This is a genomic window from Iningainema tapete BLCC-T55, assembly GCF_014698965.1.
GTDB lineage: Bacteria > Cyanobacteriota > Cyanobacteriia > Cyanobacteriales > Nostocaceae > Iningainema > Iningainema tapete.
Genome location: NZ_JACXAE010000121.1, coordinates 1 through 22347, shown reverse-complemented (window position 1 = coordinate 22347; position 22347 = coordinate 1). Strand labels below are relative to the sequence as shown.

Below are 22347 nucleotides of genomic sequence, written 5' to 3'. Positions count from 1 at the left end.
GATGCACTTAATTTGGCAACAATAGGTTTGACTACAAGCAAAAGATTAGGGTATTGACTCTGAACCATGCCAGCCCATCAGAATTCATGCCAAATTTGTGTTGGTTCTTTTGGCGGAGAATAGACTAGTACGTCACGGCGGAAATAAAAATACCATTTAAAATGGCGCAAAAGCCTTGATAGATAATACTTTTGACTTTTGACTTTTGACTTTCGCGCAGCGGTGCTAGTCCATAATTGTTCAGTGTGAAAATGGCTACATATATTGGGTTGGGCTGCGCCTTCTGAAGGCGTGTTGCTTCCAAACCATTCATTGTCCCCATAGCTACATCGATCAGTACCAAATTATTGGGACGCGAGCGCGACACCTCCTTGAGTGCTTCTTTTGACGAGGCATAGATTTATTGGTTAGACACCTTCTTTTCAGTATACTTGACAATTCTTAATACTTTTAATGTAACAAAAGTTACTTTTGTATTTTTAACTGTATGGGCATACTACCTTGACTGGCGTGAGATTTCAATCAGGAAAACCCTGATATTTCAACCAATAAAACCCTAATCGCGATCAATAGTAGTAATTAGCAACACACTCACTCATCCGAAATACCCATTCCCAGCCATTTGCATTTGCTGCGTTACGGTGCATCAAAGTAGGGTGTGTTAACCAGGAGTACGGCATTATTTGCCATTTGCATTTGCTGCGTTACGGCGCATCATCACTGTAATTTGTAATAAGATGATAAAATTTGCGCAATCGCGCACCCTACAATTATATGAAGCTGCCACAGAAGTTAATGTTATTGGGTTCGGGAGAACTGGGTAAGGAGTTTGTGATTGCTGCTCAACGTTTGGGCAATTACGTGATTGCTGTTGATCGCTATGCTCATGCTCCGGCAATGCAGGTTGCTGACTGCTCTGAGGTTATTTCTATGCTCAGTGCGGATGATTTGGAAGGGATTGTTAATAAGCATCAGCCTGATTTTATTATACCAGAGATTGAAGCAATTAGAACAGAAAAATTGGTGGAGTTTGAGCAAAGGGGAATTACAGTTATTCCGACGGCGGCGGCTACTAACTACACGATGAATCGGGATAGAATTAGGGAGTTGGTAAGTAAAAATTTGGGGATACGCACGGCTAGATATGGTTATGCGATCGCTTTAGAAGAGTTGATTAGTGTTAGTAATGAAATTGGGTTTCCTAATGTTGTTAAACCTGTGATGTCTTCTTCTGGGAAAGGACAATCTGTGGTAACTCATAAGGATGAGGTTGAAAAAGCTTGGAGTTATGCGATCGCCAATTCTAGAGGTGATAGTCAAAAGGTGATTGTTGAAGAGTTTATTAACTTTGAAATTGAAATTACTTTGCTGACTATTAAGCAGTGGAATGCACCAACAATTTTCTGTCCTCCGATTGGGCATCGTCAAGAAAGAGGAGATTATCAAGAATCTTGGCAACCAGCAGAAATTTCGGCACAAATGATATCGGATGCACAAATCATAGCGAAAAAAGTCACCGATGCTTTGAGTGGAGCGGGAATTTTTGGTGTGGAGTTTTTTATTACTAAAGATGAAGTGATTTTCTCGGAGCTTTCTCCTAGACCTCATGATACGGGAATGGTGACGTTAATCTCGCAAAATCTCAATGAATTTGAATTACATTTGAGAGCGATATTGGGTTTGCCTATTCCTAATATAGAACAGTTGGGTGCTTCAGCTAGTGCTGTAATTTTAGCTCAGGAACATTTAGATTCGGTTGCATTTACAGGCATAGCAGAGGCATTGTCAGAAAAAGATGTAGACATTAGGTTGTTTGGTAAACCTAATGCCCATCCTTATCGACGAATGGGAGTCGCTTTAGCAAAAGGAAGTAATATTCCAGAAGCCAGGGAGAAGGCTACCAGAGCAGCAAGTCAAATTAAAATCATTGGTAATTAAGAGACTTGAGATTAGATAATATCTATTTCCGAGATTTTAAATAATGTCATACGCCCCATTAGGTTTTTGGAGGAGGTGAAGGTGGTCCGGGTGGTACACTTTTGGGATCTCTTGTCCCTGTTGGATCTTGATTTTGTTCTGACTGAAAAAGTTCAAGTTTTTGCCCTAACCATTCCTCACCATTTAGTCCTTGAATAGCACGTTCCTCATTTGCTTCGCCCTCTATTTCTACTGTCGCATGACCAATTGTAGAAGAAATGCTAACATTAAGGACATTACCGTATTGGTTAAAAAGTTCGGTTAAATTTGCCTGAGTTACTTGAGAAGGCAGATTTTTAACTAAGATAGCCACACACCCCTCCTAAAAAATTAAGGTTACTATTTTTATAGTAAAGTCAAAGTGTCCTTGCGTTATTGAGTTTTTACTCCAGCACAGAGATCGCGATCGCTCTTCTGTACCTGTGTATTCGTTTTCAGATAATCGCTGACCCAATTACAACTGTAGGCTAGTAGTTGATTTTGATCTAAAACACGATCCAACTTCCATAAAATCGCTGTTTTATCTTCACTTGCGGAGACGATTGTCTTACCGTCGGGACTAAAGGCTACTCCCCAAACTGGTTTGCTATGACCATTGATAGTGGTAAGTAATGTACCATTACGCTTCCAGAGTTTTACTGTTTTGTCATTACTAGAGGTCGCAATCATTTTACCGTCGGGGCTGAATGCCACTCCCCAAACAGCACCGTTATGACCATTGAGGGTAGTTATTAATGTACCATCGCTCTTCCAGAGTTTCACTGTCTTATCTTTACTTCCAGTGGCAATCATTTCACCATCGGGACTGAATGCTACTGCTTTCACCCCATCGCTATGACCGTTGAGAGTATGTAGCAACCGCCCATCCGGCTGCCAAATTTTCACTGTTTTGTCGCTACTTGCCGAGGCAATCATTTGACCATCATGACTGAACGCTACTCCCCAAATTTCACTACCATGACCATTAAGAGTGGTGATTAATTTGCCCCTTCTCCTGACGGAGACGCTACGCGAACGGGGTTCGTCAGTCGCCTGCGACGGGAAACCCGTCTTCCCTGCGGGACGCTGCGCGAACAGCGCTGGCTCACCATCGCTAACTCTCCAGATTTTAACTGTTCTGTCGTCACTTCCTGTGGCAATCTTCTCACCGTCAGAGCTGAATGCTACTGCGTTAACTCCATAGCTATGTCCATTCAAAGTGCGTAGCAACCGCCCATCCACATTCCACAGTTTAACTGTTGTGTCGCTACTTGCCGAAGCAATTTTTTGACCGTCAGGACTGAATGCTACCCCCCAAACTCTCGCTCTATGACTATTCAAGATCCTAAGCAATAGCCCATCGGGTTTCCACAGTTGAATTTTATTGTCCTCAGTCCCCGTGGCAATGATGTTACCTTGTGGGCTAAAGGCAACTGCGTTAACTCCAGCGCTATGATCATTAAGAGTAGTGAGTAAAGTATTATCAAGCTTCCAGAGTTTAACGGTTTTGTCACCACTTGCCGAGGCAATTGTCTTACCGTCGGGGCTAAATGCTACGGACGAAACAAAATCGTCATGTCCAATGAAAGTGTTGATCAATGTTCCATCAAGCCGCCAAAGTTTAACTGTTCTGTCCCAACTAGTCGAGGCAATTATCTTACTATCAGGACTGAATGCAACTCCATATAAGCGATCGCTATGCCCATTAAGAGTACGTAGCAACCGTCCATCGCTGGCTCTCCACAAGTTCACCGTCAGGTCCCAACTTGTCGAAGCAATTGTCTTACCATCAGGGCTAAAAGCTACTGCGCTCACTGTATCTTTATGACCATTAAGAGTGCCACGCAGCCGCCCATCCGAATTCCACAGTTTAATTGTCTTGTCCGCACTTGCTGAGGCGATTGTATTACCATCAGGGCTAAAAGCTACTGCGTTTACCCTAAAGTTATGACCATTGAGAGTGGTAAGCAATGTGCCATCACTAACTTTCCAAAGTCGTACTGTTTGATCACCACTTGCAGTAGCCAGAATCTTACCATCAGGACTAAACGCTACTCCATAAACTACGTCGCTATGACCTTTAAGAGTGCGTACTAACTGCCCATTGGGCTGCCACAGTTTCACAGTTTGATCACCACTTGCTGTGGCTATGATCCCCTTATAGCTTCCCGAATTTCCGAGAGTTGGGCTAAATGCAACTCCGTAAACTGCCTGACTATGACCATTGAGAGTAGCCAGCAAATTACCGTCTCGCTGCCACAGTTTCACAGTTTTATCGTCACTAGAGGTCGCAATGATCCCCCCATAGCCCCCCGAAAGTCGGGGGATTGGGGGGTTTGGGCTAAATGCCACTGCCCAAATAGCACCGTTATGTCCCGAAAGGCGGTTATGTTCAACTGCTCCGTAAATTGCTTTCCTTAGCAGTGAATCAACTCTAGCCTTGATATCTGCACCTACTCCACCCACTGTCTTTAGTTTTTGCTCGGCTTTGATGGCATCTAACAGCGCGTCCAATCTATTATTAGAAGCAAACAGTGCTTCAGAAGATTTTGTCAGTGCTTCAATTTCGTTAATGTTCGCTTTGTGCGATTGCCACCAAGCTACGCCTGCTAAACTCAGAGCTATTACCAAGCCAGTGGCAAGTCCTGAGATCGTAAGTTTTTGTCTGCGCTGTTGATTTTTAAGTTCCCGATCGCGCAATTCCAAACCCAGCTGTATAAAACTCCTTTCCCCAGCACTTAGTTCATCTAAGCGTTGATGCTGCCAATATTCTGCATCTGCCAAAGGCTTTCCACGCAACAGCCCTCCTTCATCGCGATCGCTATTTTCCCATTGACGCATTGCTGTGCGCAACTGCTCTTGCCAACGGCGAAATTCACCATCAACTTGTATCCATTGCTCTAGGCGTCCCCAACTTCTAATCAGCGCCTCATGAACAATTTCCACTGTTTCTTCACCAGAAGAGTTACGATTAGTCACTACTAAACGGTTTGATGCTAAGCGCGTCACCAAATCCCAATTTTCTGAGTTTACCTCATCGCGAGTTGCTAACCTACGAGTAGGTTCTGTCTCTTCCCCTAAACGCACTAACTGCATAAACACGCGCTGAGTTCTGGCTCTATTCTCCTCATCGAGTTGAGTGTAAACCGCTTCTGCATGATTAGCCAATGCCTCCTCTACTCCGCCAATTTCCGCGTATGCTTGATTTGTCAGTAATCCATATTGCTGTTTTGACCACAGTTGAGTCAAGGCAAACTCTAACAACGGTAAACTGCCTGACTGTTCTTCTACTGCACTAATTAGTGTATTTGTCAACTCCTTTTCTAACCCCACCTGCATTTGTGCTGCTGGTTTTTCAATTGCATTGCGCAATTCCTCAGTACTCATTGGTCCTAAGTTGAGTACTGCTCCCTGTAACGCATCACTGAAGGGGCGATAAGAAAGGGCATGTCCGAAAAAGTCGGCTCTTAAGGTAGTAACTAGGGTAAATGCGGGAGCGTTACAAGCAGTTAGCAAGGCGTCTAGGAATGGTTGGCGTTCTGACTCGACACTAAGTGTGTAAAGTTCTTCAAATTGATCCACTATTAATACTAAGCGCGTGCCAAACTGCTGTACGTGCTTTTCTATAACTTTATATAATACTTTTTTATCTTGCTTAATTGCTATTTCTAATTCTAGTTCTGCGATGCGGTGCTCCCCTACTCCCCTACTCCCCTGCTCCCCTACTCCCCTACTCCCCCCATCCAAGGGAGCGATCGCTCTTGCCAATGCGTCAATGGGATTATAACCAGGGCGAAATGAGACTATTTGCCATTGAATATTTGGATCTTGGCGTAACTGCGGAACTAATCCAGCAAACACTACACTAGATTTACCACTTCCACTAGCACCAACTACGGCAACTATTGGCTTTCTTTTCACCGCCTTCACTAATTCCGTTTGGAACTGTTCCCTACCAAAGAATAGGTGTGCATCTTCTTCTCGAAACGCAAATAAACCGCGATAGGGACAAGGTGGAATCCCGCCCAACTTCAGCCAAGTGGGGGGTTCTATTGCTGGGTTTTGGCAAATTACAGGTAACCAAGAAGCACCGGGAAAATCATCTTCTAAACCTTGTAGCTTTCTGCGAGAACGTTGAACTGCTAGATAAAATGATTGTCGCTCAACTGCAAACGCTTGCATAAAATGTACAAAAAATTCCTGTGCCACAATATTTGGCACTGGTTCGCGCATGACAATCATCGTGGGAATGTGTAATTTCTCCAAAGCCGATGCCAATCCCAGCCCATCACAGGAATTAAAAATTGCGATGCTTAAACCTTTTTCTACCGATGCTTTGAGTGCTTCCTCTAATTGTTCAATGGTTAAACTGTTATTTGTCTCGTTCTCATTAATGTAAATTCTGCCTGTTGTACCTTCGCTTTGACTATGCCCTGCAAAAAAAAGAATGTCCCAGCCTCTAGCGTCCCAAAGTTGTGTGTTTAATTCCTGCCTTATAGGGTTGACAAGCTCTACTATTTCTGCATCAGGTAAGGAATTGAGAAATTTAGTTTCAGCTTCCAAGTCAATGCCTTGGCTATTGCCCAAAATAGCTAAAATTCTAACTTTATGGCTAGATGGTTTTTCTAATGTGCGGGTGTTTTTATACTCTAGTTGAGCAAGAGCTATTTCTGCTCTAGGATAATCTTGGCAAAAATTCCAACGATGCCAGGGTAATTGTCTGAGCAATCCTTCGTTGGTTTCAATAATTACTCTAATTTCTTCGGTGGGTTTGAGTTGCGATCGCAGTTGGCGCTCAATCTGAAAAAATTCTGCACAATTGAGCCACTGATTCATACCTTGTTGTAATTGTTGAGATAAATCATTAAAACTGAAGACCGAGACGTTGGTTAAACCAACTTCTTCAATTTCCAGTTGATCATCGTCTTCATCTTCCCAAGAGCGTAGCATCTGGCGATCGCACAAGTTATAATAAATTGATTGCCAATTTCTCTGTAGTTCTACCAAATACGGTGCTGCAGGTAAGCTACCAATAAATTGCTCTGGCAAAGGAGAACCTGCTACCCACAATTGAGCCGTCACTCTGGGAAAACCATTGTTCAAATCACCACATCCCAGGTTGATTGCAACAGATTTACTCATTAGATACACGCCTTGAAGTGCCGATAGTTTAGTTTAACATTGTGATCATTAGCCCTTGAACAACCTCGCGGTAGCGCTCACACAGTCGTAGTACACATAATTTTCTTCTTTGCCCTCAAGTAAAGTTAGACGAAAGATTATTGATTTCCTTTCTTATTTTTATTAGGTGAAAGTGAAATCTACTTATGCACTCGCTCAACAAATTAATTTCGAGAGCGATCATACTACTGTATACAACCAACTGACTGCGTAACTTTCTGAGTCCGTTTTAACGGACTTCAGCTATAAGCCATGAACTGAAGTTCATGGCTAAACATTATGTCATATACATAATAATCTTAATTTGTCAACCCTATTTAGATAGAAGAAGATTCTTAAATTGATTGGTAATAAATGGTGTTAAAATGTGTTCGGAAAAACCATATATATTAATAAAATATTAGTTGAACCTGTATACAGAAACATTTATAAAAAACAAGTGTTCTATGAAAGCGCATGGGTAGGGTAGTAGTTTTAAGTTTAGGTCAAGGAAACCTATATGATGGTTTTCCCGTTGTCACAGCACAGATCGGGAAAGCTGACAACCCGTATCACATGAAATTTACAGCAAGTTTACCACCAGCACCAGAAATTGCGGAACTATACCGAAAGTGGCGCTCGCTCTATTCAGCATACTATCAGCGTTTAACTTTACGCCAAGAAGTTGACATTGATGATTTTGAAATTGAAGAAGCTTTTGTCACCCATGTTTCTGAAGTTGATTTGAATGATTTGTGTCAGCAGTTATCCCAAAGAATCAATGCATGGCTAAATATACCAGAGTTTCGGAAGATTGACCAGCAATTACGCACACAGTTAAAACCATCTGAAGAAATTCGTCTACTCATTGAAACCAACGATAACTTATTGCGGCGACTACCTTGGCATCTATGGAATTTATTTGAGGATTATCCCAAAGCGGAAGTAGCATTAAGTGCCTCGGAGTATCGCAAAACACAATTAAATGTTATTTATACAGAGAAAATTAGAATACTAGCAGTATTTGGTAATAGTCAAGGAATAGATATTAGTAAAGATAGAAATTTTTTAGAGCAATTATCAACCGAGGCAGAAATAGAATTTTTAGTAGAGCCAAAATTAGAAAAATTCCATGATATACTTTGGCGAAAAAGATGGGATATTCTGTTTTTTGCTGGTCATAGTTCAAGTGATGAAAAAGCTTGTCTTCAACTAAATCAAACAGACGAGATATCCTTGGAGCAATTAAAGTATGCTCTTAAACGCGCCATTAATAATGGGTTAAAACTAGCAATTTTCAACTCTTGTGATAGTTTAGGACTAGCCCAACAGCTACAGGAATTGCATATTCCTCAAGTAATTGTTATGCGAGAGCCTGTACCTGATGTGGTAGCTCAAGAATTTTTAAAGTATTTTTTAACAGAATTTTCGACTGGGCAATCATTGTACACGGCAGTACGTTCTGGACGAGAAAGATTGCAAGGGCTAGAAGTGGAATATCCTTGCGCAACGTGGTTACCAGTAATTTGCCAGAACCCAGCCGAAGTCCCAATGGTTTGGCAACAAGAGCAAGCAATAGGAACCACTGTTGGGCGTATCAACTCAGAGCGCTTAGAAGTTCGTCGAGTAGGAATTAGAAGCACCAAGGAACGTAACCGGGAAGAGCATCCTCCAAGAAGAAGACAACAAAATTTCATTAATAATTTCTTGATTACCTGCAAGCAATGTGGGCAAATTCTCTTCATAACAGTACTTGTAGTAACTTTTGTGATGGCATTACGTTATTTAGGAATGTTACAACCTTGGGAGTTGCAAGCTTACGATCATTTAGTACACCTGCGCCCAAGAAATGAAAAGCTTGATCCTCGTCTGTTAATCGTCACAATTGATGAAGCAGATATTCAGTATCAACATCAAAAGAATATGAATATGCGCTCTTCACTATCAGACGAGGCTTTAGCACAACTTTTGCAAAAACTCGATCAATATCAACCAAAAGCCATTGGTATAGATATTTATCATGATTTTGCTGTTAATCCCAAATATCCTTCTTTAGCTACTCGTATGCGGCAAGACGAGCGCCTATTTGCTGTGTGTAAAGTTTCGGCTCCCGGAGATGGCGCACCAGATGGCATCCTCCCTCCGCCTGAAGTTCCCGAAGAACGCTTAGGTTTTAGCGATTTTGTTGCTGATGCTGATAGCGCTGCCCGTCGCCAACTTATACATCTAACGCCGCCACTCCAGTCTCCTTGTGTCGCACAATATGCTTTTAGTTATCAACTAGCAAAACGCTACCTAGAAACACAAGGCATTACACCAAAAATTAACCAACAAGGTAACTTACAAATTGGCGATGTTGTGTTTGAGCAATTAACATCTCACTCTGGTGGATACCAAGGAGTGGATGCATCGGGTTATCAAATACTACTTAATTACCGTTCTCTACCCAATGCGGAAAAAATTGCTACTCAAATATCTCTGAGAGAATTTTTAAATGCTCAGATTAAACCAGAGTTATTGGAGTCATTGAAGAATCGGATCGTTCTCATTGGTGTCACTGCTCCTAGCAGTTCTGATAATTGGGAAACCCCGTACAGCTTTAATGCATTAGACAACGAAAGGCAAATATCAGGTGTGTTTGTACAAGCACACATGATTAGCCAAATTATTAGTGCTGTGCTAAATCGTCGTCCATTGGTGTGGTGGTATTCCACGTGGATGGAAGTACTTTGGGTATGGGTGTGGTCAATTTTGGGAGGAATTATTGCATGGCGTTTACACCAGCCATTGTATTTAGGATTATCTATTTTCATCGCGATTTTGGCGCTTTTTAGTATCTGCTTTGGTATATTTATTCAAGCAGGGTGGATACCACTAGTACCATCGGCGTTGGGATTAATGTTTAGTGCGGTTGTCCTCAAGGTACTACCGCGACCTGTGGTAACTAATAGCAAGAAAATGGACGCTAAATTATGGGCAAAAACAAGTTAGCTCAAAGGCAGATAAAATTTGCTGGTGTTATCTGTTTGCTATTCGTTATTCTTGCTTACCCAAGAGGAGTGGAAGCACGTAGAGCACACCAGGACAATGTAAATACACCAAAATATTTAGCCCAAAAATTTCCAGATGAAGGTGAGCCTAGAGGTCGTCGTCGGGGCGGGACAAGTCGTCGTGAAGGATGTCCAGAATTAAAAACGTCACTCACAGCTTTAGTTCCTGGTGATAAATATAACAACGACTCTTTTTTCGGCGCAACAGTTGCTGAGTACCCAACTTTTTGGGTTTATGTTCCTGAGTTACCAAAAAATGTACGTGCGGCGGAGTTTGTGTTACAGGATAAAGAAGGTAAAGATATTTACCGTACATCTATTACTTTGACGGGACAAGGAGTGATGGGTGTTAGTTTACCGTCCCAGCCACAATATGCTCTGAAGCAAAACACAAATTATCATTGGTTTTTTCGAGTTTTTTGTGGTGAACCGCAAAATAAATCGGAGTATTTCTTTGTAGATGCATGGCTACAACGTTTAGCGCTCAATCCTAAACTACAACAACAGTTAAATGTAGCAAAATCAAAGCAGTACAGTGTTTTTGCTGATCATAATCTTTGGTATGATGCTGTGACTAATTTAGTTGAACTCCGTCGCAGTAATCCAGACGATCGCACTTTAGTTCAAGATTGGACTAATTTGTTAAAGTCTGTGGGTTTAGTAGAACTTGCAGCTGCGCCTCTGACTGAAAGTAACATTTCACAAAAATAACGCTTCAAGAAGCTTGGTTGTTTTGAGATTACCAAGTAAATATAGCAATCCTAAATCATTCGTAAACACAAGATCCCCGACAACTTTTACGAAGTCGGAGATCTGAGCCTCCTAGAATTTGTAAATCAAATAGGATTGCTATAGACATCGACCGAATTTAATTGTGCATTATTCAGAATTTTGGTAGAGACGTTCCGCCGGAACGTCTCTACTGCTATGTCTATTTATCTTCATTTTGTGGAGTGGAGAGGGCGAATGACGGTGTACTCAATTTATAAGCAAAGTGCTGTATTTTCTAAATATATGTTAATTCGATAGAAGCTGGTGGAATCAAAGCTGATGATGTAGCAGTATTTATTGGTGGATCAGAAAAAGAACCCGGACTTTTGGGACAGAATTTTTATGGAGATTATAAAGTGGTAATTGATCGCGATCGCATAGAATTTAAAAGATAGACCTCTTTTTTCTGACATCTGCGGTTCAACTTCTAAGTCCTTGCCTTTGGAATCGAACCTTCAATTCCTTCAACATACCAATCCATCCCTAACTGTCCCTTATCATCCAAAACCTTACCTGGAGAAACCCGTAACACACCCTTTTGATCCCGCACAGGACCATCAAAAGGATGAGCAGTTCCCTTCACAAACTCCTCACGCTTTGCCATCACCAATTGCTGAACATCTTCAGGAATCACTTGATTCAAAGCAGAAATATCTACCATTTCCCGAGCAATCCCATACCAAACATTCTCAGACTTCCAACTACCATTAATCACAGCCAAAACTTTATCTGTATAAAACTTACCCCACTTATTAATTGCTGACGTTAAATGAGCCTTTGGTCCATACTTACTCATATCAGTATTACAACCAAAAGCATAAATACCTTTTTCATCTGCCAATTGAACAGCAGCAGCAGAATCAGTATGCTGCGTGAGGACATCTGCACCCAAATTTGCCAAAGCTTGGGCGGCTTCTCTTTCTTTAGGTGGATTATACCAACTTTGTACCCAAATCACCTTAACAGTTGCCTGCGGATTAGTCGCCCGCAATCCTTGTGTAAACGCACCTATCCCACGAATTACTTCCGGAATTGGGAATGCCCCGATAAAACCAATCACGTTTGTTTTCGTCATTTTACCAGCAATCATCCCAGTTAAGTAGCGAGGTTCTTCAAAGCGTCCCAAATAAGTGCCGACATTCTGCACACGTTTGTATCCTGTACAATGTTCAAAAAACACATTGGGAAAATCTTTTGCTACTTTAATCGTTGGGTTCATGTAGTCAAAAGAAGTTGTAAAAATTAACTTGTTCCCATCCAATGCCAACTGGCGAATTACTCTTTCCGCATCAGCACCTGCGTTAACATTTTCGACAAAAGTAGTTTTCACCTTATTTTGAAGGTTAGCCTCCATTTCTCTACGACCTAAATCATGGGCATAAGTCCAGCCAAAATCACCCACTGGTCTGACATAAACAAATCCTACCTTGATTGGTTCATTTGCTACTATGGGTGATGCACCGGGTGATACTACACTTTGTGGATCAGATTTTTTCGCGTTACAACCAGCAAATGTAAAGCTAGTTCCGGCTAAAGTGCCATATTTTATAAACTTACGTCGCTCCATACTGATTTTGTATAAATTAATTAATGAGTAGCTAGGAGTAATGAAAAATACTCTTTGACAATTAACTTTTTGCTCTCTAAGATAAACTAAAACGCCGCTAAATTGCCACAGCTTTTGAATACAATTCGGTTAGGGATTATTAGCATCAGTAATAAAGATAGACCTTCAATGAACATATTTGAGCTTTTAGCAGGGGAAGACAATCATCCAGCCTTAGTTACACCTGAGGGAACAACGCTAACCTATCAGCACTTGCGTGCAAACGTTGTCGAACTGGTATCCCAACTCAACAGTTTTGGTTTGCAACCGAGCGATCGCATCGCCATTGCCATGTCTAACGGGATACCGATGGTACTTACCTTTCTTGCTACTACCTTATGTGGCACTGCTTGCCCACTGAATCCAAAATACAAACTTGAAGAATTTGCCTTCTACTACGAAGATACTCAAGCCAAAGCGCTGATTACCCTACCTAATGTACCAGAACCAGCAATTGCCGCAGCTTCACCCGATCTGCTCAGAATCTATGCTAGGGTAAGAGATAATGGTACAATCAACTTTGAATTAGTGACCGGGAAATTACTGCCAGTAGAAACCCCCAGCCATCAAGATCCCGACTTGGATGATGTGGCGATGATTCTCCATACTAGCGGTACTACCAGTCGTCCCAAGCGAGTTCCGATTCGGCATCGTAACCTAATTGCTTCTGCTCAGAATATCGTTCAAGCCTACTCTCTGTCAGCAGTTGACACAACACTGTGTTTAATGCCTTTGTTCCACATACATGGGCTAGTGGGGTGTCTACTGGCAACAATGGCATCTGGTGGAACCCTCGTCACACCCGATGGTTTTAATGCTCTCAATTTCTGGAAACTGGTAGATTTATACCAAATAAGTTGGTATTCAGCCGCCCCTACCATGCACCAAGCCATCCTAGCACGAGCCAGTCGCAATGAAGCCATTGTGAAAGCAAACCCTTTCCGCTTCATTCGCTCTAGCAGCGCTCCCCTGCCTCCAGTAATTATCGCACAGATGGAGGCGACTTTCAATGCCCCAGTAGTGGAATCTTACAGCATGACTGAAGCTGCTCACTTGATGGCGACTAATCCCTTACCGCCCAAAGTACGTAAACCAGGTACTGTTGGCTACGGTTTTGGTGTAGAAGTTGGTATTATGGACGAAGATGGCAATTTACTACCGCAAGAAAGCTTGGGCGAAGTCGTGGTAAAAGGACCCTCTGTGATTGATGGCTATGAGAATAATCCCCAAGCTAATGCAACTGCTTTTGTTAACGGTTGGTTCCGCACAGGGGATCAAGGCACAATAGATTCTGACGGCTATCTCCGCCTCACTGGCAGAATTAAGGAATTGGTTAACCGAGGAGGGGAAAAAATTTCTCCACTAGAGGTTGATGATGTACTCCTACGCCATCCTGCAGTTGCTGAAGCCCTTGCCTTTGCCGTACCACATAAATCCTTGGGAGAAGATATTCACGCTGCTGTTGTTCTTAAGGATCAAGTCAGCGAAAAGGAACTGTTGGCTCACTGCTCAACCATGCTAGCAGATTTCAAAGTCCCTCACCAAATCCACATCTTGGATGAGCTACCTCGTGGGGCGACAGGGAAGCTGCAAAGACTTTCTATGGCAAAATTGCTGAAAATTGGGGAGTGATTGATGAAAATCTGTATTGTTGGCGCGGGTGCTATTGGTGGTTATTTGGGCGCAAAGTTGGCTCTGTCTGGAAATGATGTTACGCTGATTGCTCGTGGTGTTCATCTTGAAGCAATTCAAAAAAATGGGCTAAAACTGATCGAGGCGGATGGAGCGACTCACATAGCGACGGCATTTGCCACAAATGATATAAGTCAAGTAGAACCACAGGATGTAGTGATTTTGGCACTTAAAGCAAATAGTGTGGCGGCGATCGCTCCTAGCCTCCCCTGTCTTTATCAACCTGATACAATGGTGGTGACAGCCCAAAATGGCATTCCTTGGTGGTACTTTCGCTCATCAGGCGGCGAGTATGAGGGAACTCGCATTGAGTCAGTAGATCCCGATGGTACAATTGAAGCTCATATTGGTGCTGAGCGGGTCATTGGTTGTGTCGTTTACCCAGCAACAGAGATAGTTGAACCAGGTGTAATTAGACACATTGAGGGCGAGCGCTTCAGTTTAGGTGAAATAGATGCTTCTAAAACCGAACGCATTCAGATTTTAGCACAAACTCTGAAATCGGCAGGATTAAAAGCACCCATACGCACTCAAATCCGCACTGACATGTGGGTTAAGTTATGGGGGAACTTGGCATTTAATCCCATCAGCGCCCTCACCCGTGCCACCCTAGAGCAGATTTGCCAATACCCTCTGACTCGTGAATTAGCAAGGCAGATGATGACAGAAGCAAGTGCGATCGCCTATAAACTAGGTATAGATTTTGGCATCACTTTAGAACAGCGGATTGAAGGTGCGCAGAAAGTTGGAGCGCACAAAACTTCAATGCTACAGGATATTGAAGCTTGTCGTCCGACAGAAGTAGATGCTATTGTTGGTGCTGTAGCAGAATTAGGAAGACTAACTCACACTCCCACTCCTCACATTGATGCTATCTATGCCAGTATGAAGTTGTTAGAAAACGAGATGGGTAAAATTGACTTTGGTAAAACTCCATGAACGCCTTTTTGAGGAAGATTGACAACTTGAGTGATGCGAAAATTTACAGCTAAACTACACAATACGTAGGCATCTTCTGGCGACAAATTTGTGCAGCTGGTTAAAAAATCTATCGTGTTTTTTAACGCCATTTCTAAAGCTTCATCTAAAGTTTGCCCAAACCCCATTGTGATAATATCGCTAGGAGTCTCAGCAATTGGTGATCTCAGGTGCAAATCCTTGTGCAATTTTAATTGAATAGTACCATTCATGGAAGTTTCAATCGCCGTGACATTAACTTCACCATCTCCCTGTGCCGAATGTCCATCACCAATCGAAAATAATGCTCCAGGGACAAAAACAGGCAAGAAAACTCTCGAACCTGCAAGCAGTTCTTTGTTGTCAATATTACCACCATAACAACCAGGAGGAACAGAATTGCGATCGTGTTCTGGCGTCGCAACTCCCAGGATGCCAAAAAATGGTTTAAGAGGAATTTTAATCCCACTACCTGTAGGAAATTCAGCGAAGTTATTTTCTAAATCGAGGGGAATGAACCTTAAAGCAGGTTGATTAAACTGATGTGGTAACGCTCCCCACCCTGCACGTATAGCGTTAAAGCCTACGGGTAAGCTTGGGTGGATAGTTTCTAATTTTACCTCTAAAACATCCCCAGGTTGCGCGTTCCGTACATGTATAGGTCCTGTTAATAAATGTGGTCCCGCACCTACTTTTCTTTCGGGAGCTAGATTTTCGCAAATTTCCAGAAATTCCGGCGGGGTAAACTCTGGTGGCGCTTGTTTGTAAAGATAATAACCAGTGTAAGTTTCAACATCTATTGTGTCACCGGAATCAACAATTAAAGCAGGTTCTAAAAGGTGGGAGAAACCACCTAAATGCACCGTTTGCTTAGAGGCTTTGAGAATATGGTGAGTCATCGCGATGGTAGTAATTTTACAAGTATTATCACTTATCAAAGCTGATTTTTTGCTGAAGAACTTATAGTTCGCTTTGAGTTGCGGAATATGAGTCACTGGTTGTGAAGCTTAAAATAAGCTGTACTCCATAAAATTGCAGATTAATTCGTTGTGGCTGATGACAGTTGACAGTCAACAGTTAAAAGTTAAGGACCACTACGAGTATTTATGCAATAAAGACGCGCCGATGCTTAATTCGTAATTTATCAAAAGATTTTGGTCAAGTGTATGCAAGAGGATTTATCGAGTGTTTTTAGGCTTGATGACAGAAGCGATCGCGATGTTGTTGTGAGATTTCACCAAATCAAAGAACAACTAACTTCTACCAAGATGAAACAATGACTCAGCAAACAAGCAAAGCATCTACTCGAGAACCTAAACGGATTTCTATAGACACAGTACCTAGTCCAGTCAAACAGGGACGATTAGTGGTGGTTGTGATTGGAATCAATGAATATGAGCATTTTGATCGCTTAAGCAATGCAGTTAATGATGCTCGCAAGATTCAAGAAGTTTTGATAAACGAATTTAACTTTATAACATTAGTGCAACCGTTATTTGATCGGGATGCAACGAAAGATGCGATTGATGCTTTAGTTGAAGACCAACTGCCTAGTGTTTTGAACAATGATGACAGTCTACTGTTGTTCTTTGCAGGTCATGGGTGTACTCAGAAAAAAGTAATCGACGAGTGTTCTGAAACAATAGAAATTGGTTACATTGTTCCTGTCGATGCACAGTACAAAGCTTGGAGCAGTTATATTCGACTTAGTGAATGGCTAGGATGTATTGCTGAACTACCTGCAAAGCATATCCTCGTGATTATTGACGCTTGCCATAGCGGTTGTGCATTAGGAAATGCCAAACAGCGTTACCGACATGAAGGAAAATGGCGTTACGAGCAAGATCTTTACAAACGTCGAAGCCGAAAAATCATTACCTCTGCCCTTGGGGATCAAGTTGCTCTAGATGGGAATGGTCCAATTTACGGGCATTCATTATTCACAGGTCATTTGATTAATGGTTTGCGCACTAGAGAAGCGGACACAGATGATAACAGTATTGTAACTGCTAGAGAACTGGGTTTATTTGTGCAACAACAAGTTGCTCAAGCAACGAAGTCATCGCAAACTCCAGACTTCGGATCTTTCTACTTAGATGAAGGAGGTGAGCTGGTCATTGCACTACCAACTGTGAACCCGCTGACTGAAAAAATATTAAATAAAGATAACAGCTACGCGGATGCTCAAATAAAAAATGAAAATATAACTGTTCATTTTGATGCTCAAAACTTGAGCAAGAGCAAAGCCGTGTTAATATTAACCTTAATCATCGTAAGTGTTGGCTCGGTTTTTGGTTGTTATTATCAATTATATTCAACTTCATTTCCCGATCAATGCTACGTCGTTTATGGGTTTCCAATTGAATCAATCCGTGGCGTAATGGGAATTACTTTTGGCTCAGATGTTATTGGAAATATCTTTGAAGCGGAAACCCTAGAAATATTTGGCTTCTCTACTAGAACGCAAGTTCACAGCATCCGTTTTTTTAGAAATTTGGCACGATTTTTAATATTTTTAATTAGTGCTTTTTTATCTATATTAGTCGTCTGGTATATCCTTGGGCGTGGACCATTAAACTTTGCTAATGATTATAAATGTATTGATTCTCAATGCTTAAAAATTTATAAACTCTCCTATTTATGGTATTTACCATATGCATTAATTAATTTTGTTGGAACGGGAGTTACTTTTGTAGTAGGAATTTATGCAGAAGTAAAAGATTTAATTTTACTCAAACAAGTTCAAAATAAATATACGAATAATCTCAGCCTAATTTCTAATAAAGATTCTATTAATGAGCAATTTCAAGATTTTCGCAGTTTGTTTTCAGAGCAGCTTTCGCGCTACTTAAGAGTATTTCTATCCTTTGCGAAACTTTTTGGATTTGAGTGGGCGATCGGAAGCTTACCGTTAACCTCTACAGGAAAATCAGCAACACTTTGGGCTTATTTCTCTTTTACGCTTGCTTTCTTATTCATCTTTCGTGGCTTTTTTATGTATGAAGAAGCGATAGCAAAAACGGCTAAGACGCTATCTAAACGTTGGCGCAAACAAGAATATTCTCAATTTTTTTGCCAAAATAACAGTACGATTAATTTTCTAATTCATGACATAATACATAGGAATTTTTACCCGATTATTACAGGCTTGGTAATTTTGATAATTTCTTTTATTTTCTCGCCGCTATTAGAAAATTTTGTGAAATTAGGGGCGTTTTGTAAGTTGAGTTAGTTTTTTATCTATAGCAATCATAGACGAAATGTGAAAATAAGAGTGAAGACTACTAATAGCTAATAACTATTGCTTCCGTATTGATGTCTTGATCATATCATAGGTACGCATATGCAAGCCGAAGTATTTTACAAGTATTATCACTCTTGAAAAACGGGGAATTGTTAGAATGATTTAAAGTGCGATTACCACAAAAATCATGTTACACTCATCATCAGTCAACAAAAATCAAACAAATTGGAATAAGAAGGGCAAATCACTACCTCCCAAGCTCATCATCTGGCTGGGAAAATTTGTTTGGACAACTCTTTGGCACATGATGATGTCAAAACTTGCCCCCCGCAACAAGTCAGGAGAGTACATTCGTCCCAACAGCCAATTTAGGAACTCCATTAGCAACGAACAAAACAACCCCTACCCAGCAGTAAAAGGGCGCTACAATCTCATAATTGGACTTAGCTGCCCTTGGGCGCATCGTACTCTTGTCGTCAGAGCGCTCAAAGGACTCGAAGAAGCAATATCGGTATCTATTGTATCTCCTTCTCCCTTAGAAGGAGGTTGGGTATTCAACGAAGAAAAAGAAGGTTGTCGCTCCCTAGCCCAACTGTATCAACTGGCAAAACCAGGTTATACTGGACGTTCTACAGTTCCAGTGTTGTGGGACAATCAAACAAAGACCATCGTTAATAACGAGAGTGCAGAAATTATCGTGATGTTGAACGAATTCAACGAGTTTGCCCAGCATCCCAATGTAAATCTTTACCCTGAAGAACTCAAAGAGAAAATTGACTGGTGGAATGAGAAAATTTACCACTCTGTAAATAACGGAGTATACCGTTGCGGCTTTGCCCAAACTCAATTCGCTTACAATCAAGTCAGTGAAGAACTATTTGCAACTCTAGATGAGATTGACGCCGCACTTTCTTCCAGCAGATACCTTTGTGGAGATACTCTGACACTAGCAGATGTTCGTCTGTTCACAACTTTATTTCGCTTTGATACTGCCTACTACGGGCTATTCAAATGCAATCGTCGCCGAATTCAAGACTATCAAAATTTATCAGGCTACCTACGAGAGTTGTATCAACTGCCCGGTGTTGCTGACACCTGCGATTTAGAAAGCGTGAAGCAAGACTACTATGGTAACTTGTTTCCGCTCAATCCAGGTGGGATTATTCCCTCTGGTCCTGATATGATGTATCTCAAAGAACCTCATGAGCGCGGAAATATGCGTAAAGATACGTAGTTGCGCTTTAGCGCTAAAGCGCAACTACGTACTAAGAAGATCTGCTGGTGATTTCAGTTTCGCACTTCCAAAGTGCTGCCCGGTTACGCCAGTACATACCATTTTCTCGCTCCATCATTTGATAACCGATTAACTCTCGTCGTAACGTCGCGTAGTCACTGTGATGACGGGCAATAATTTCGTTAATTTGGCGTTCGGTATAAGTCACTTCTAGCTCAAATTTTCTCACCAACCACCTCAGTACGACCAAGCGTTTTTTGCGAGAAGCTGGAATCTTTGTCAACTGTAAACCATCAAGATAATTTTTGAGTACTTTTTCTTCCCATAGCTCAGATGTGATTCCCATATTCTGTACCTAATGTACTTGCACTTTTTTAGATGATGGTATATTATGCGAGCGCTCAAATCGATGTAGCCGCACTGCTGAGTCTAATTCTTCAGCGCTTCTAGCCAAGCTTGTAAATCAGCCACGCTCGTAAAATCTAACAACGCTTCGCTCAAATCTTCCAGAACAGATAATGATAAACCAGAAATTTTCCGACGCATTTGCTCTGGAATTTCTCCAAGGCGCTTAGTTAGCAGTCCAGAAATAGCTTTAGCCATCACTTCACGTCCTTCCTCGCGTCCTTCCTTGTGTCCTTCCTCGCGTCCTTCTTCCTTGATTTCGCGGTAAACTCTTGTTTGCTGTAATGTGATATCTAACATAGACTCTACTTCCCTTCGGCTGAGATGTTCAAATTTGTAAACCATAATCGTCGTCACTAATTCAATTATGGCTTGACTCATCGGTGGAGATACTTCTTGCTGAGTTCTAGTTAACAAATACTTAGCTTCCGCTGGAGCTTGTTCTTCCTTAACTGTCGTTAGTACCATTAGTGCCACCCACAGAGGTAACGAGCGAATATTCCCCAATTCATCCAAATACACTCTATGCACTTGTTCGCTGTTGAGAAATCCCCGATGGGGATAAATGTCGCTTTGTTCGAGACTACGTGACGGATAAACGATCACCACTTGCCAGTCACTAAATCGAGCGCGATTGCGGTAAAAATATAATGAAGATTCCGCAATGATCCGTTCATAAAGTTGTTCGGGTAGAGTCGATGGGGGCTATTATGCCCCGCACCTCTCTGTTAGTTCCGGACTTGTAACTTTAATTACATCCGGCTCCCGATATTCTTAGCTTTTCGCTTTGCTCATGTGTAGGTAATCATGACAACTCTCGTGAATTGCGATGAGATTTTCCTTGCGCCAGTTAGCATGGTTTTCATCCTGATGATGGAGGTGGACTCTTTCATCGGACAGAAACTTTAAACCGCAAGCTGCACATGTATGGTTTTGCCGTTTTAGTGCAGAAGATGTTTCACCGTCATAGAGTTTGCTGTTGCGTTGGCTCCAGTAAACCAAATCTCCATCAAAGGGGGATTTATTTCCTTTGACTTTGGTATGACGATTTTCGGAGTAAGGAACCGATGGAAACGCAATATCTAGCAACTTCTGACTAGATTCAAGGTTTTGTTTAGTTTCCTTATTGAACACCTTAAAGGCTCTGTATTGTATGTGGTACAGGTTCCATTTAGAGCCGTCCATCTTACAGAACCGATGGTAGTTTCGCCATCCTCTGACTATTGGGGAAAGCTTTTGGGCTTTTACCCTAGCGCCATAGTTCGAGCTATTGACGATTTTTTTTACCTTCATACGGAATGCTTTGTAGTTTTCCTCAGAGGGAACACTTTTAAGTTTTCCGTTTTGTTGGACGTAGAACCGCCAACCGAGAAAGTCAAATCCATCTGTCGAAGCGGTTAACAAAGTCTTTCTTTCACTGACCTTTAGTCCTCTTTGTGCTAGGAATTGGCTGATGTGGTCAAGTATTTCTTGTTCGTCGTCTTCTGGTCTGAGGAAGAATACCATATCATCGGCGTATCGGACACAGGCGTTGACAATATCCTTTGATTGGGTCTTAGCTGTGATTTTAAGTCCTCTTTTGACGTGATATTTGTGTATATCTTCTATGCCGTTGAGAGCGATATTTGCTAGTAGGGGACTCACCACGCCACCCTGACATGTACCTTGTTCTGGAAATTCCGGGTTTACTCCTGCTTTGAGGCATCTAAATATCCCCAGTTTTAGCCCGAGTGGGGCAATCAAGTTAGACATGATGGTGGAGTGATTTATCCTGTCGAAACACTTTTCTATGTCCAGTTCGAGGATTCTTTTATTGATGCCGTGAGAATGAGAGTTAAGATTTTGAAAAATCTGTTTTTGGGCATCATGAGCAGAGCGCCCCGTTCTAAATCCGTAACTTTGAGCATGGAATGTGGCTTCATGCGCTGGTTCTAGTGCGTATTTGGCGATGGCTTGCCACGCCCTGTCTGCAATAGTTGGGACGATATAATAAGACTGCACATAACTTCAAGTCTCTTTTGGGAAATAGTGTCACCATCATTAATCCCATCCACCCGTTGTACGGTCAGTCTGTTGTCATAAAGCAAATTCGTAAAGTTGGGCAACAGACGATAGTAACTGTAGAAAGTCCATTGGGAGGATTTTTGTCTGTTCCGGCATCGGAAACTGACTTATGGACACAACCAGCTTGTACCGCCCAAACAGTCGGAAAGTTTTTACCCCAGAAATTGCTGCGCTTAAGTGAATGGGTGGCGGCACGCTCGCAAAAAGT

14 protein-coding genes and 2 pseudogenes are annotated in these 22347 nt (G+C 41.8%); 8 read left to right on the top strand and 8 right to left on the bottom strand.

Annotated features, from left to right (window positions below; genetic code table 11):
* Positions 1-124: 124 nt before the first annotated feature.
* Positions 125-367 (bottom strand): response regulator, encoded by a 243-nt coding sequence (locus ICL16_RS40390; protein ID WP_190837470.1) that lies wholly within the window; start codon positions 365-367, stop codon positions 125-127.
* A 407-nt stretch (positions 368-774) separates the two neighbouring features.
* On the opposite strand from ICL16_RS40390, the gene purT reads away from it, so the two are divergent.
* The gene (purT, locus tag ICL16_RS40385) at positions 775-1938 is read left to right on the top strand and encodes a formate-dependent phosphoribosylglycinamide formyltransferase (protein ID WP_190837468.1); all 1164 of its coding nucleotides are present in this window, start codon (positions 775-777) and stop codon (positions 1936-1938) included.
* 58 nt (positions 1939-1996) lie between these two features.
* On the opposite strand, the gene ICL16_RS40380 is transcribed toward purT, so the two are convergent.
* Both ICL16_RS40380 and ICL16_RS40375 read right to left on the bottom strand, forming a co-directional pair.
* Positions 1997-2290: an RNA-binding protein gene (locus tag ICL16_RS40380; protein WP_190837466.1), complete on the bottom strand. Its 294-nt coding sequence runs from the start codon at positions 2288-2290 to the stop codon at positions 1997-1999.
* Between the two features lie 59 nt (positions 2291-2349).
* On the bottom strand, positions 2350-7098 hold the full coding sequence (locus ICL16_RS40375) for an nSTAND1 domain-containing NTPase (RefSeq protein WP_190837464.1): 4749 nt from the start codon (positions 7096-7098) through the stop codon (positions 2350-2352).
* Between the two features lie 495 nt (positions 7099-7593).
* Between ICL16_RS40375 and ICL16_RS40370 the strand changes: the two genes are divergently transcribed.
* On the top strand, positions 7594-10107 hold the full coding sequence (locus tag ICL16_RS40370) for a CHASE2 domain-containing protein (protein ID WP_190837462.1): 2514 nt from the start codon (positions 7594-7596) through the stop codon (positions 10105-10107).
* Complete coding sequence (locus tag ICL16_RS40365; RefSeq protein ID WP_190837460.1) at positions 10089-10877, top strand: DUF928 domain-containing protein; 789 nt, start codon at positions 10089-10091, stop codon at positions 10875-10877. Before ICL16_RS40370 ends, ICL16_RS40365 begins: the two co-directional genes overlap by 19 nt.
* Before the next feature lie 487 nt (positions 10878-11364).
* Here ICL16_RS40365 and ICL16_RS40360 read toward each other — a convergent pair whose 3' ends face one another.
* Positions 11365-12504 carry a BMP family ABC transporter substrate-binding protein gene (locus ICL16_RS40360; RefSeq protein WP_190837458.1) on the bottom strand — a complete coding sequence of 380 codons (1140 nt, stop codon included), beginning with the start codon at positions 12502-12504 and terminating at the stop codon, positions 11365-11367.
* A gap of 168 nt (positions 12505-12672) precedes the next feature.
* On the opposite strand from ICL16_RS40360, the gene ICL16_RS40355 reads away from it, so the two are divergent.
* Together ICL16_RS40355 and ICL16_RS40350 are read left to right on the top strand one after the other, a co-directional pair.
* Positions 12673-14175: an acyl--CoA ligase gene (locus tag ICL16_RS40355; protein WP_190837456.1), complete on the top strand. Its 1503-nt coding sequence runs from the start codon at positions 12673-12675 to the stop codon at positions 14173-14175.
* Between the two features lie 3 nt (positions 14176-14178).
* Positions 14179-15174, top strand: a complete 996-nt coding sequence (locus ICL16_RS40350; RefSeq protein WP_190837454.1) for a 2-dehydropantoate 2-reductase — start codon at positions 14179-14181, stop codon at positions 15172-15174.
* On the opposite strand, the gene ICL16_RS40345 is transcribed toward ICL16_RS40350, so the two are convergent.
* On the bottom strand, positions 15111-16091 hold the full coding sequence (locus ICL16_RS40345; RefSeq protein WP_190837452.1) for an acetamidase/formamidase family protein: 981 nt from the start codon (positions 16089-16091) through the stop codon (positions 15111-15113). The two genes, ICL16_RS40350 and ICL16_RS40345, sit on opposite strands and share 64 nt — an antisense overlap.
* Positions 16092-16468: 377 nt before the next feature.
* On the opposite strand from ICL16_RS40345, the gene ICL16_RS40340 reads away from it, so the two are divergent.
* Positions 16469-18424: a caspase family protein gene (locus tag ICL16_RS40340; protein WP_190837449.1), complete on the top strand. Its 1956-nt coding sequence runs from the start codon at positions 16469-16471 to the stop codon at positions 18422-18424.
* A 199-nt stretch (positions 18425-18623) separates the two neighbouring features.
* The gene (locus tag ICL16_RS40335; RefSeq protein WP_190837446.1) at positions 18624-19670 is read left to right on the top strand and encodes a glutathione S-transferase family protein; all 1047 of its coding nucleotides are present in this window, start codon (positions 18624-18626) and stop codon (positions 19668-19670) included.
* A gap of 31 nt (positions 19671-19701) precedes the next feature.
* Here the strand turns inward: ICL16_RS40335 and ICL16_RS40330 are convergent, their stop codons facing one another.
* From ICL16_RS40330 to ICL16_RS40320, 3 genes and pseudogenes are all read right to left on the bottom strand, one after another.
* Complete coding sequence (locus tag ICL16_RS40330; protein WP_190837444.1) at positions 19702-20016, bottom strand: DUF2087 domain-containing protein; 315 nt, start codon at positions 20014-20016, stop codon at positions 19702-19704.
* A gap of 83 nt (positions 20017-20099) precedes the next feature.
* A pseudogene (locus ICL16_RS40325) lies at positions 20100-20762 on the bottom strand (DUF2887 domain-containing protein); the annotation flags it as partial.
* Positions 20763-20849: 87 nt separating this feature from the next.
* Positions 20850-22076, bottom strand: a complete 1227-nt coding sequence (locus ICL16_RS40320; protein ID WP_190837442.1) for a reverse transcriptase domain-containing protein — start codon at positions 22074-22076, stop codon at positions 20850-20852.
* Positions 22077-22093: 17 nt separating this feature from the next.
* On the opposite strand from ICL16_RS40320, the pseudogene ICL16_RS40315 reads away from it, so the two are divergent.
* Positions 22094-22347, top strand: a pseudogene (locus ICL16_RS40315) (DUF5372 family protein); the annotation flags it as partial.